Below are 12,382 nucleotides of genomic sequence, written 5' to 3'. Positions count from 1 at the left end.
AGGGGTGCCGGGGTGAGGACAGCACCTCGCGCACGTCGCCGCGCTCGACCGCGACGCCGTGGCGCATGACCACGACCTCGTCCACCGAACCCGCCACCACCGCCAGGTCGTGCGAGACCAGGATCAGGCCCATGCCCAGGTCACGGCGCAGCTCGTCCAGCAGGTCCAGGACCTGGGCCTGCACCGTCACGTCCAGCGCCGTCGTCGGCTCGTCGGCCAGCAGCACCTTGGGCTCGCACATCAGCCCCATCGCGATGACCACGCGCTGGCGCATACCGCCGGAGAACTCGTGCGGGTAGGAGTTGACCCGCTTGCCGGGCTCGGGGATGCCCACCCGCTCCAGCGACTCCACCGCGCGGGCGTACGCCTCGGACTTGGAGGCCTTGGGCCGGTGGACGCGGTAGGCCTCGATCAGCTGGTTGCCGATCGTGTACTGCGGGTGCAGCGACTGCATCGGGTCCTGGAAGACCATGGCGATGTCGTTGCCGCGCATCCGCCGCAGCCTCTTGTCCGAGGCGCTGACCACGTCCTGGCCCGCGACCTCGATGGAGCCGGTGATCTTCGCCTTGCTGCCCCGGTGCAGGCCCATGAGGGCCAGCGAGGTCACGCTCTTGCCCGAGCCCGACTCGCCCACGATGCCGAGGGCGCCTCCGGCGGGCACCTCGAAGGACAAACCGTTCACCGCCCGGACGTCACCGTCCATGGTCGGGAACGTCACCCGCAGGTCGTCCACGCGGACGACGGGCTCGGTCGAGGCCATGTCACTTTCCTTCGCTAGAACTGCTCTGTTCAACGCTGTCGCGAGTTACTTCGCGACCCGCACCCGCGGGTCGACGACCGGGTAGAGCAGGTCGACGACGAGGTTGCAAACGACGATGAAGACCGCGCCCATCAGGGTGACACCCAGGATGACGGGCAGGTCCTTGGAGATGATCGAGTCGATCGCGTAGGCGCCGATACCGTTGAGGGAGAACACCGTTTCGGTGAGGATCGCGCCGCCCAGGACCAGACCGATGTCCAGGCCGAAGATGGTCACGATCGGGGTCAGCGTCGGGCGCAGCGCGTGCTTGAAGATCACGCGGCCTTCGCTCAGGCCCTTGGCACGGGCGGTGCGGATGTAGTCCTCACCCAGTGTCTCCAACATGCCCGCGCGCGTCTGGCGCGCGTACTGCGCCGCGTGCAGGAAGGCCAGGGTCACCCAGGGCAGGAACATCACCTGGAACCAGGCGACGGGATCCTCGGTGAAGGGTACGTACCGCGAGACCGGGAACAGCTCCCACTCGTGCACGAGGAAGGCCAGGGCGAGCAGACCGGTGAAGTAGATGGGCAGGGACACGCCGATCAGGGCGACGCTCATGGCCAGGCGGTCGAAGATACTGCCCTTCTTGACCGCGGACAGGACGCCGACGGCCACGCCGCCGACGACCCACATGACCGCCGCGCCGAGGGCCAGCGATCCGGTGACCGGCAGGCGGTCGAGCAACTGGGGCAGCACGGGGCTGTTGGTGGTGAAGGAGTAGCCCAGGCAGGGTGCGGCGCACTCGACCGTCTGCCGGCCGAAGGTGAACTCCTGGCCGAACAGGAGGCTGCGGACGAAGTCCAGGAACTGTACGGCCACGGGTTGGTCGAGGCCGAGGCGTTCCACCGTGGCGTCGAGCGCCTCGGGCGTGGGGGCCTTGCCCACGTACATCGCGGCCATACCCTGCGGTGTGACGCCCGCCCACCGGGGCAGGACGTAGAAGATCCAGAAGGTCACCGCCGTGACGACGGCGAGCAGCAGCAGCCCCGCTCCGAGGCGGCGGAGAATGTAGTTCAGCATCGCGGTCGGCGGCGGGGGTACCCACGGGGCCGTGGTACCCCCGCCGCCTTCACCTGCCTTCTCGTACTAGTTCAGGCCGGTAGGGAGGGGCTAGCCGCGGTCCACACCGAGCGCCATGAAGTCGTACATCATGTACGCGGGCTGGTAGTAGACGTTGGTGAGCTCGTCGGAGCGGTAGAACAGGGCCTTGTCGAAGACGACCGGCAGAATGGCCGCCTGCTCCATGACCAGGGTGTCGATCTGCTCGTAGATGCCGGCGCGCTCTTCGGGGTCCTCGGTGGCGAGGGCCTCGTCCCACAGGCCGTTGATCTCCGGGTCGTCCAGCTCAGCGGTGTTGAAGTTACCGGTCGGCTGGATGGCCTCGCCGTCGGTGATCTTGGAGGCGAATCCGTAGCCGGTCGGCCAGTCCGGGCCCCAGCCCGAGACGCTCATACCGATGTTGTTCTCACGGACGTAGTCCTGCGAACCGGCGTACTGACCGAAGAAGTCCGCGGCCGGGAAGCTCTTGATCTCAGCCTCGATGCCCACCCGGCTCAGGGCCTCCTGGAGGGCCTCAGCGGTCTGGACGTCCTTCTCGCTCTCGGCACGGACGGCGATGTTGGTGCTGAAACCGTCGGCCTCGCCGCACTCCTCCAGCTTGGCCTGGGCCGCCTCGAGGTCACCCGTGTTGTCCTCGGAGGGGTACAGGTCCGACTCCGTGTTGGAGCCGGGGATCGCCGGCGGAAGCAGGTTGGTGGCGATGTCGCCGCCGGTCTCGCCGCCCCAGGCGCGGTGCATGCTGTCGCGGTTGGCCGCGTACATGATCGCCTGGCGGCAGGCCACGTCCTCGATGATCGGGGTGTGGATGTTCACGTAGCGCAGCGCGCCCGAGTACGGGTTGTCCAGGTTGCCCTGGGCGGACTCGTCCTGGAGCAGACGGGCGTTCATCGCCGGGGCCACACCGGCGCCGCGCAGGTCGACGTCGACCTCGCCGTTGACCAGGCGCTCGTCGATCTCGTCCTGGCTGACGCCGATCTCGACCTCGATGCGGTCCGGCAGGGCCGCGCGGATCGGGTCGGTCTCGGGGTCCCAGTGCTCGTTGCGCTCCAGGTGGAGCTTGACGCCGGGCTCGTAGTCGCCGTCGAACTTGTACGGGCCGGAGGAGACGACGTGCTCCTGGTAGAGCTCACCGCGGTCGGCCTCGATGGGCACCGGGGCGGTCTGCGGCTGGGTCAGCACGTTCGGGAACTCCGAGAAGGATTCCTTGAGGTGGAAGACCAGGGTGTAGTCGTCCGGGGTCTCGATGGAGTCGAAGCCCGCGAGCGGGTCGGAACCCTCGTAGACGTTGTGGTCGTCCTGGTCCAGGTGGGCCTTGAAGTACTGCGGCCCCTCGGAGAGCACTCCGCCGTTGAAGTTGGAGCGGGCGATGCCGTACTTGATGTCCTGGGCCGTGATCTCAGTGCCGTCCTCGTACTTGAGGCCCTCCTGGATCTTGACGGTCCACTCGGTGAAGTCCTCGTTGGGCTCCGGCATACCGGCGGCCATGTCGGGCACCAGGTCCGTGGCGTTCTCACCCGGCTCCGGGTTGAAGGCCAGCAGCGTACGCGCGTAGTACCGGGAGAAGTTCCAGTTGAACGCGTAGTAGGTGTTGCCGGGGTCCGTGGAGTCGAAGTCGGCCTCGATGGCGTAGCGCAGGGTGCCGCCGGTCTGCTCGGAGGCGTTGACGACCTCGGTGGAGCCCTGGTCGAACTCGTTGCCCGACGCGGAGCCACCGCCAGCGGAGCCTCCCCCGCCGCACGCCGAAAGGAGGATGGACGCCGCCGCGCCCAGCGCGACGAAGCCGAGTGTGCGTTTCCTCAAGGAACTGCCTCTCTTGCGAACCTGATGGGGATGATGGGATCAACCTGTGGTCGGATCCCTTGCCTTGGCGACCGGGCGGGGCGGTTGCCGTCAGCGGGTCAGTCGGAGGTCTTGGGGTCGAAGGCGTCCCGGAGACCGTCACCGAACAGGTTGAACGCCAGAACGGTGACGAAGATCGCCATGCCCGGGATGATGATGAAGTACGGCGCCGTCTGGTAGAAGGGCACCGCCTCGGAGAGCATCTTTCCCCAGCTCGGCGTGGGCGGGTTGATACCGACGCCGAGGAAGCTCAGGGCCGCCTCGAACAGGATGTTCGTGGGGATGAGCAGAGTCGAGTAGACGATGATCGGCGTGACCAGGTTCGGCAGGATCTCCTTGAAGAGGATGTGCCGGTTGCTGGCGCCCAGGCTCCTGGCGGCCTCCACGAACTCCCGCTCGCGGAGGGAGAGCGTCTGCCCCCGGACGATGCGCGCGATGTAGGGCCAGTTGAAGAAGCCGATGATGAAGACGATGACGCCGATCCGCAGACCGTTGCCCGTCAGGCCGAGGACTCCTTCGGGGATGACTCCGACCAGAGCGATGGCGAAGAGCATCAGCGGAAAGGCCAGGAAGATGTCCATGGCCCGGCTGATCAGGGTGTCGACCCAACCTCCGAGGTAACCGGCGAGGATGCCCATGACGGTGCCGATGGCCACGCACACGACCGTGGCGAGGAAGGCCACCAACAGGGAGATCTGCGCGCCGTAGAGGATGCGGCTGAACAGGTCGCGTCCGGTGGTGGGCTCGACACCCAGCAGGTGGTCGGCACTGATGCCCCCCCAGGGATCGGCGCCCAGTTCCGGCCGCTCCGGGTCGAGGTAGGGAGTACGCAGAGCCGGGTCGATCAGGTCCTGGTGGAACTGGGTGGGCGGGTGCCCGAACCACTTGGCCAGGAGGGGCGCGAAGACCGCGGCGAGGATGAGCAGGACCACGACCACGCCGGAGATCATCGCGACCTTGTCCTTGCGCAACCGCTGCCAGGCGATCTGGCGCAGGGACCGGTTGTCGGAGTCTCCGCGGACCCCGTGGGCCTGCGCAGCGACGTTCACGGCGTCGTTCTGCTCCGCCTGCTCCGCCGAATCGGGGGCATGCGAGGGCGCGCTCATCAGGCCACCACTCTCCACTCATACGCTTCTGGCCGAGGAGAACGGGACAGAACCCACACGTGTGTCCCGCAAGGAGGGGTGACCTGCGGTGCGCGCGGTGGGGCCGGCCGGTTCTCGACGCTGGCTGGCGTGGGCTTGCGTGTCGGCGGGGCGGGAGGATGACCCGCCTCCGCAGACCCGGTCCGCGGGAGTGTGCCACATCACCTGAGGAGTTGGACACACCGGGACCGTTGCGCCCGGGCTGTTACACAGCGACCAACTTACTCGCGATCCGAACGCACAGTGTCCAATATCCGATCATGTATCTAAATCGTGACAAACAACGTCAAAAGGCCTATATAACAACAAAAGGCCGCAGAGTTCGCATTCATCGGACGACCGGCCGCGAGCTGCGGCGACGCCGTATATCGCCGCGCCCACGATACGTCCGAATCTGTACCGGTTCGACCCCCGAAGAGGCGCACTATGGCAAGTGCTATACGTCATAGTGTGGCGAATCGAACACGGAGAGCGACGGTCACGGGCGCGTCATGACACGGCCGCGGACACGTACGGTGACGGTCGCGGCGCACGCGAGGACGACGGCCCCGCGGGTGCGGAGCCGTCGTCAGGAGGGTGTGCGGGCCGCGCCCTCGGCGGTCACTCGATACCGCGCTTGCGCAGCAGCTCCTCGATGTCGCCCAGGTCGGAGAGATCGTCGGCGCCCCCGGTCTTCTTGGGAGCCGGGCCCACCGTGCCCTTGGCCCGCGGAGCGGCGGGGGCCGCGCCGGGTTCGGCCGCGCTCCCCGCTCCACCGGCGGCCTTGGGCTCCTTGGGCTCCTTGGCCCTGCCGGGACGGGTGCCCACGTCACGGGCGCGCATGACGCCCGAGACCACGTAGAGCACCACCGCCAGGCCCGCCAGGGCCACACCTGCCCACACCGCCGGGTTGAACAGCAGGCCGACCAGGATCCCGAAGATGCTCATGGCGAACTGCCAGACGGCGTTCATCAGCCCGATCAGACCGGCGGCCAGCGGCAGCAGCGACCACGCCACACCGCGCAGGCCCGAGGCGGCGCCCTTGGCGCGCCACACGAAGAAGGAGATCACCAGCCCCGCGAGGGTGAGGCCGCCTCCCAGGACCAGACCGGTCATCCACGTCAAGTTCTCAGGCATGGGTCCAGTCTCCCATCCGACGCCGCGGGACACATCCGGTCGATCCCCTAGGGCGCGCCCCGGAGCGGGGCCCCCGTCCACCCACGCTACTCCCCCGTGCCCCGGGCGGGCGGCCGGGGCACGGGAGGGGCGGAGCGGGAGGCCCTGCCGGACCGGAGAGGCGGGGCGGGACGGGAGGCCCGCTCACGGGCGCCGGTCCTACGGGCGCCGGTCCAGCGGGCGCGGGGGCCGGGCGGCGCCTCGCCGGCTCAGCGGTCGGCGACCAGGGACTCCAGCCAATCCAGGTCCACGCCCACCAGGCTGTCGCGGAACACCACGCCCTCACGCGGCGGGATGTGCACGTGGTTGGGCACCGCGACCGTGGCGCACCCGGCGTCGGCCGCCGAGGTCACGCCGACCACGGAGTCCTCGAAGGCGACGCAGCGCGCGGGGTCCACGCCGAGCCGCCGGGCGGCCCTCAGGTACGGGTCGGGGTGGGGCTTGTTCGCCTCGACCTCGTCCCCGGCCACCGAGTCGTCGAAGTTGTCCAGGCCGATCCCGCCGATCGCCGCCTGCACCAGCGTCCTCTCGGTGGAGGTCACCAGGACCACCGGGACCCCGGACTCCGACAGCAGGGTGACCAGCTCCTTGGCCCCCGGGCGCAGGTCGGCGCCTCCGGCGAGCCTGGCGCGGAACCTCGCGTACAGGCGGTCGGCGACCTCGCGCGGGGTGAGGTGGTGGGCACCGGTCAGGTCGATGATGTAGCGGCCCACGGGCTCGGCGGCGTTGCCGACGTTGCGCTGGTGGTCCTCCTCGGTCCACACACCGCCCAGTTCGGCGACCAGGTCGGCCTCGGCCTCACCCCACAGGTGCTCGCTCTCGATGAGGGTGCCGTCCATGTCCAGGAGTACGGCCTGGAGGCGTCTGGCCTGGGGCGTCCCGGTGCCGGAGGCTTCGGGACTCAGCGTGCTCTGTTCGCTCATAGGTTCGGTGGCGCCTTCCGGACCGGGCGGCGCCACGCTCTCCCCTCGTGTGTCATGGGTTGCCCGCTGGCCCACGGGACACCCGGGCTGTGCGTCATCATCGTGCGGGACGCGGGGCGCCCGCGCCGTGAAGAGGACCTGTCGGCGTCCTTTCCACACTACGAACACTCGGACGCCGGCGGGTGGAGAGCTGCCCCACACTTCCGCCCGCGCACGGCCCCGGGGGCGGCGCGGAGGGCCGCCCCCGCACACGCGCGCGGCCCCGCCCCCCGGTCGGAGGGGGCGGGGCCGCGCCGGACGAACAGCCTCGCACGGACCGCCTCGGGCGAGCCGGTCAGACGTTGAAGTAGGTCGCCTCCGGGTGGTGGACCACGATCGCGTCGGTCGCCTGCTCGGGCACCAGCTGGAACTCCTCCGACAGGGTCACGCCCACCCGCTCGGGCTCCAGCAGGCGCATGATCTTGGCACGGTCCTCCAGGTCGGGGCAGGCCCCGTAGCCCAGGGAGAAGCGGGCCCCCCGGTAGCCGAGCTTGAAGAACGCGTCCAGCTCGGCCGGGTCCTCACCGGCGAAGCCCAGCTCCGCGCGCACCCGGGTGTGCCAGTACTCGGCCAGGGCCTCGGTCAGCTGCACCGACAATCCGTGCAGCTCCAGGTAGTCGCGGTAGGCGTTCTTGGCGAACAGCTCGGCGGTGGCTCGGCTGATCGCCGGGCCCACGGTGACCACCTGGAAGGACACCACGTCCAGCTCCCCCGACTCCTTGGGGCGGAAGAAGTCGGACAGGCACAGGTGGCGGTCCCGGCGCTGGCGCGGGAAGGTGAAGCGGGTGCGCTCGGCGCCCTCCTCGTCCAGCACCACCAGGTCGTCGCCCTCGCTGTAGCAGGGGTAGTGGCCGTGCACCACGGCCGCCTCCAGCAGGCCGTCGGTCTGGATGCGGTCCAGCCACATCCGCATCCGGGGACGGCCCTCGGTCTCCACCAGCTCCTCGTAGCTGGGGCCCTCGCCGCCACGGGCGGCCTTGAGCCCCCACTGGCCCATGAAGGTGGCGCGTTCGTCGAGGAAGGCGGCGTAGTCGGCCAGCGGGACGCCCTTGCTGATCCGGTCGCCCCAGAAGGGCGGCTCGGGGATCCGGTTGGTGGTCGACACGTCGCTGCGGGCGGGCATCTCCTCGGGCTCGGTCACCTTGAGCCTGGCCCCGGACTTGACCCGGCGCTGGCGCAGGGCGGGCAGCTCGGCCCCCTCCTCACCGCGCTTGACCGCCATGAACGCGTCCATCAGGCGCAGGCCCTCGAAGGCGTCCTTGGCGTAGCGCACGTGGCCGTCGAAGACCTCGGCCAGGTCCTGCTCCACGTAGGAGCGGGTGAGCGCGGCGCCGCCCAGCAGGACCGGGAAGCGCTCGGACAGGCCCCTGGAGTTCATCTCCTCCAGGTTCTCCTTCATGATCACCGTGGACTTGACCAGCAGGCCGGACATGCCGATCACGTCGGCGCGCTGCTCCTCGGCGGCCTCCAGGATCGACGACACCGGCTGCTTGATGCCGATGTTGACCACGTCGTAGCCGTTGTTGGACAGGATGATGTCCACGAGGTTCTTGCCGATGTCGTGGACGTCGCCCTTGACGGTGGCCAGGACGATACGGCCCTTGCCGTCGTCGTCGCTCTTCTCCATGTGGGGTTCGAGGTAGGCGACGGCGCCCTTCATGACCTCGGCGGACTTGAGGACGAAGGGCAGCTGCATCTGGCCGGAGCCGAACAGCTCGCCGACGGTCTTCATGCCCGAGAGCAGCGTGTCGTTGACGATGGCCAGGGCGGGCTTGGACTCCAGGGCCTCGTCGAGGTCGGCCTCGATCCCGGCCATCTCGCCGTCGATGATGCGCCGCTCCAGTCGCTCCCACAGCGGCAGGGCGGCCAGCTCCTCGGCGCGGGAGGCCTTCATGGACTTGGCGTCCACGCCCTCGAACATCTCCATGAACCGCGAGAGGGGGTCGTAGTCGCCCTCGCGCCGGTCGTAGACCATGTCGAGGGCGACCTCGCGCTGCTCCTCGGGGATCTGGTTGATCGGCACGATCTTGGAGGCGTGCACGATCGCCGAGTCCAGCCCCGCCTGGACCGCCTCGTGCAGGAACACCGAGTTCAGCACGATGCGGGCGGCCGGGTTGAGGCCGAAGGACAGGTTGGACAGGCCCAGGGTGGTCTGCACCTCCGGGTAGAGCCGCTTGAGCTCGCGGATGGCGTTGATCGTCTCCAGGCCGTCGCGGCGGGTCTCCTCCTGCCCGGTGGTGATGGGGAAGGTGAGGCAGTCGATGATGATGTCGCCGGTGCGCAGCCCCCACTCGCCGGTGATCTCCTCGATGAGGCGGGTGGCCACGCGCACCTTCCACTCGGCGGTGCGGGCCTGGCCCTCCTCGTCGATGCACAGGCCAACGACGGCGGCGCCGTGCTCCTTGACCAGTCCCATGATGCGGGTGAAGCGGGAGTCGGGGCCGTCGCCGTCCTCGTAGTTGACCGAGTTGACCACGCTCCTGCCGCCGAGGGACTCCAGGCCCGCCTCCAGGACGGGCGGCTCGGTCGAGTCGAGCATGACCGGCAGGGTGGAGGAGGTGGCCAGGCGCGAGGCCAGCTCGCGCATGTCGCCGACCCCGTCGCGGCCCACGTAGTCGATGTTGAGGTCGAGCAGGTGGGCCCCGTCGCGGATCTGGTCCCGGGCGATCTCCACGCAGTCGTCCCAGCGGCCCTCCAGCATGGCGTCGCGGAACTTCCTGGAGCCGTTGGCGTTGGTGCGCTCGCCCACGGCCAGGTAGCTGGCGTCCTGGCGGAAGGGCACGCTCTGGTAGAGGGAGGAGGACGCCGACTCCACCAGGGGTTTGCGGTTCTTGACGCCGCGGCCCTGGACGCGCTCCACCACGTGGCGCAGGTGCTCGGGGGTGGTGCCGCAGCAGCCGCCGACCAGGCTCAGGCCGAACTCGGAGGTGAAGGTGTCGTGGGCGTCGGCCAGCTCGGCGGGCGTGAGGTTGTAGACCGCGCCGTTGGGGCCCAGTTCCGGCAGGCCCGCGTTGGGCATGCAGGAGATGGGGATGGGCGAGTGGTGCGACAGGTAGCGCAGGTGCTCGCTCATCTCGGCGGGGCCGGTGGAGCAGTTGAGGCCGATGACGTCGATGCCCAGCGGTTCCAGGGAGGTCAGCGCGGCGCCGATCTCGGAGCCGAGCAGCATGGTGCCGTTGGTCTCGATGCTGACCTGGGCGATGATCGGGACGTCCCTGCCCGCGGCCCGGCGGGCGCGCTGGGCGGCCACCACGGCGGCCTTGACCTGGAGCAGGTCCTGGCAGGTCTCGATGAGGATGGCGTCGGATCCGCCGTCGATCAGGCCGCGCGCGCACTGCTCGTAGTAGTCGCGCAGCAGGGCGTAGGGCGCGTGGCCCAGGGTGGGCAGCCGGTTTCCCGGGCCCACGGACCCGAGGACGTAGCGGGGCTGGTCGGGGGTGGAGTAGGCGTCGGCGGCCTCGCGGGCCACCTGCGCTCCCGCCTGGGCGATCTCGTAGGTGCGGTCCTCGATGCCGTACTCGGCGAGTCCGCCGAGGTTGGCGGAGAAGGTGTTCGTCTCGATGGCGTCCGAGCCCACGGCAAGAAAGGCGGCATGGGTGTCGCGGACGATGTCGGGACGGGTGAGGTTGAGGATGTCGTTGCATCCCTCGTGCCCCTCGAACTGGTCGAGGTCGAGATCGTGTGCGTGGAGCATGGTGCCCATCGCTCCGTCCGCCACGACCACACGGCGGGACAGCGTTTCGCGGAAGGTGGGGCTGGCTCTCATATCTGGCAACTCTATGTCGGAGCACCGCGGCGGCCCAGTTGGTGTCCCCGTGACGCGTGGCACTGGGCGGACCCGCGGTGCGGGGGCGGGTCGGTCGTCCGGGGACGGCGGTGTCCTTGTCAGTCGCTGTCTGTGAGGTTATCCCATCGGCTGTTCCACCAGATGAGACAGGTGTCCCGCCGCGCGGGCGCCGGGCCCTCCGGCGGAGCGCGCCGAACGGTTCCCCGGGCGGGTCGTCACCCCGTAGGGTGGAATCCGTCCGCGTACAGGGAGGAGCCACATGACCAAGCTCGTCCGGGAGCTTGTCGATCCCGTGATGGTGGCGGCGTTCGAGGGATGGAACGACGCCGGTGAGGCGGCCAGCCTGGCCGTGGAGCACCTGTCGAGGGAGTGGGGCGCCTACGAACTGTGTGCGCTGGCACCGGACGACTACTACGACTTCCAGGTGACCCGGCCGCGCATGTCGGTCGTGGACGGCGTGGTCGGCGAGGTCGAGTGGCCCACGACCCGGGTCCGCGTGGCGACGCCGCCGGGTTCGGAGCGCGACGTGGTGCTGGTGACCGGCCCCGAGCCGAACATGCGGTGGCGCTCCTACGCCGCCGACCTGCTGGCCGTGGCGCGGGAGCTGGGCGTCACCCGGATGGTGATGTTGGGCTCGCTGCTGGCGGACGCCCCGCACACGCGGCCGATCCCGGTGACCGGGATGGCCTCGCCCGTGGAGCTGGGCGCGGCTCTGGGGCTGGAGGCGACCACCTACTCGGGCCCGACCGGGATCGTGGGCGTGGTGCACGAGGCGTTCAGCGCGGTGGGGATCGAGACCGCGTCGCTGTGGGCGGCCATCCCCCACTACGTCGCCCAGCCGCCGTGCCCGAAGGCCTCCCTGGCGCTGCTGGCGTGGGTGGAGGACTTCCTGGGCGCGCGGGTACCGCTGGGCGACCTGCCCGAGGACGCGGTGGCGTGGGAGTCCAACGTCAACGAGCTCACCGCCGAGGACGAGGACATCGCGGCGTACGTGCGCGGCCTGGAGGAGGCCAAGGACACCGCCGACCTGCCGGAGGCATCCGGTGACGCGATCGCCCGGGACTTCGAGCGCTACCTGCGCCGCCACGACGAGGGCTGAGCCCCCGGCGGGTCGCCGTGTGCGCCCCGGGTCCGCACCCGACGCCCCGGCCGGTGGAGAGCGGTGCGAAACGCCGTCTCCCGTGCGCCGCGGACCCGCTCAGACCCGTATGTGGCGCCACTCCCCCGTGGACAGCACCACGGCCCAGGCCCCGGCGATGCGGGCCAGCCCGCGGCGGACCTCGTCCACGACCGCGGGGGCCAGCGGCACGGGGGCCTCGCGCGAGGCCTGGAGGCGCACGGTGACGCGCAGGCCGTCCAGGACCTTCTGACCCCGGGCGATGGCCTCGTGGTCGGGTTCGGCCCTGCGCTCCAGGACCGCCCGGATGCCGTCGCGCAGGGCGATGGCCTCGTCGAGGTCGGCGAGGGTGATGGGGATGGCGCCCTCGGTGGCCAGGCGGTGCTCGCGCAGGAACCGTGCGAGGTCGGCCCGGTCGGTGAGCCTGCCACCGGTGGAGACGAAGTCCGCGATGAGGTCGGCGGCCGTGCTGTGCCGCGTGGGGGTCGTCATGAGGGCTATCCCACCACGGCCGGGACC

General features: G+C 70.0%; 9 protein-coding genes. 1 reads left to right on the top strand and 8 read right to left on the bottom strand.

Annotated features, from left to right (window positions below):
• The 7 genes from HGB44_RS26860 to metH all read right to left on the bottom strand — a co-directional run.
• Positions 1 to 760: ABC transporter ATP-binding protein (locus tag HGB44_RS26860; protein ID WP_168444154.1), on the bottom strand; the 760-nt coding region annotated here is incomplete at its 3' end.
• Between the two features lie 45 nt (positions 761 to 805).
• Positions 806 to 1,819, bottom strand: coding sequence for an ABC transporter permease (locus HGB44_RS26855; RefSeq protein WP_061083712.1), 1,014 nt, complete (start codon positions 1,817 to 1,819; stop codon positions 806 to 808).
• 90 nt (positions 1,820 to 1,909) lie between these two features.
• The gene (locus tag HGB44_RS26850; RefSeq protein WP_061083713.1) at positions 1,910 to 3,658 is read right to left on the bottom strand and encodes an ABC transporter substrate-binding protein; all 1,749 of its coding nucleotides are present in this window, start codon (positions 3,656 to 3,658) and stop codon (positions 1,910 to 1,912) included.
• 98 nt (positions 3,659 to 3,756) lie between these two features.
• Positions 3,757 to 4,803 carry an ABC transporter permease gene (locus HGB44_RS26845; protein ID WP_061083714.1) on the bottom strand — a complete coding sequence of 349 codons (1,047 nt, stop codon included), beginning with the start codon at positions 4,801 to 4,803 and terminating at the stop codon, positions 3,757 to 3,759.
• A gap of 639 nt (positions 4,804 to 5,442) precedes the next feature.
• A complete protein-coding gene (locus HGB44_RS26840) occupies positions 5,443 to 5,958 on the bottom strand; it encodes a putative manganese transporter (protein ID WP_231972689.1) in 516 nt (171 codons plus the stop codon).
• 248 nt (positions 5,959 to 6,206) lie between these two features.
• The gene (locus tag HGB44_RS26835; RefSeq protein ID WP_061082482.1) at positions 6,207 to 6,920 is read right to left on the bottom strand and encodes an HAD family hydrolase; all 714 of its coding nucleotides are present in this window, start codon (positions 6,918 to 6,920) and stop codon (positions 6,207 to 6,209) included.
• Between the two features lie 334 nt (positions 6,921 to 7,254).
• Positions 7,255 to 10,725 (bottom strand): methionine synthase, encoded by a 3,471-nt coding sequence (metH, locus tag HGB44_RS26830; RefSeq protein ID WP_082768537.1) that lies wholly within the window; start codon positions 10,723 to 10,725, stop codon positions 7,255 to 7,257.
• A gap of 280 nt (positions 10,726 to 11,005) precedes the next feature.
• On the opposite strand from metH, the gene HGB44_RS26825 reads away from it, so the two are divergent.
• Positions 11,006 to 11,845 carry a PAC2 family protein gene (locus HGB44_RS26825; RefSeq protein WP_061082483.1) on the top strand — a complete coding sequence of 280 codons (840 nt, stop codon included), beginning with the start codon at positions 11,006 to 11,008 and terminating at the stop codon, positions 11,843 to 11,845.
• Positions 11,846 to 11,944: 99 nt separating this feature from the next.
• Here the strand turns inward: HGB44_RS26825 and HGB44_RS26820 are convergent, their stop codons facing one another.
• A complete protein-coding gene (locus HGB44_RS26820) occupies positions 11,945 to 12,355 on the bottom strand; it encodes an ABATE domain-containing protein (RefSeq protein ID WP_061082484.1) in 411 nt (136 codons plus the stop codon).
• Positions 12,356 to 12,382 lie beyond the last annotated feature (27 nt).

Source organism: Nocardiopsis alborubida (assembly GCF_012396365.1).
Taxonomy (GTDB): Bacteria; Actinomycetota; Actinomycetes; order Streptosporangiales; family Streptosporangiaceae; genus Nocardiopsis; species Nocardiopsis alborubida.
The sequence above is the reverse complement of the archived record's forward strand: the minus strand, read 5'-3'. Positions and strand labels throughout refer to the sequence as shown.

Excerpts from the sequence above, each read along its gene's own strand:
- HGB44_RS26855 (WP_061083712.1), bottom strand. The coding sequence starts at position 1,819 with ATGCTGAACTACATTCTCCGCCGCCTCGGAGCGGGGCTGCTGCTGCTC.
- HGB44_RS26845 (WP_061083714.1), bottom strand. The coding sequence starts at position 4,803 with ATGAGCGCGCCCTCGCATGCCCCCGATTCGGCGGAGCAGGCGGAGCAG.
- HGB44_RS26840 (WP_231972689.1), bottom strand. The coding sequence starts at position 5,958 with ATGCCTGAGAACTTGACGTGGATGACCGGTCTGGTCCTGGGAGGCGGC.
- HGB44_RS26835 (WP_061082482.1), bottom strand. The coding sequence starts at position 6,920 with ATGAGCGAACAGAGCACGCTGAGTCCCGAAGCCTCCGGCACCGGGACG.
- metH (WP_082768537.1), bottom strand. The coding sequence starts at position 10,725 with ATGAGAGCCAGCCCCACCTTCCGCGAAACGCTGTCCCGCCGTGTGGTC.
- HGB44_RS26825 (WP_061082483.1), top strand. The coding sequence starts at position 11,006 with ATGACCAAGCTCGTCCGGGAGCTTGTCGATCCCGTGATGGTGGCGGCG.
- HGB44_RS26820 (WP_061082484.1), bottom strand. The coding sequence starts at position 12,355 with ATGACGACCCCCACGCGGCACAGCACGGCCGCCGACCTCATCGCGGAC.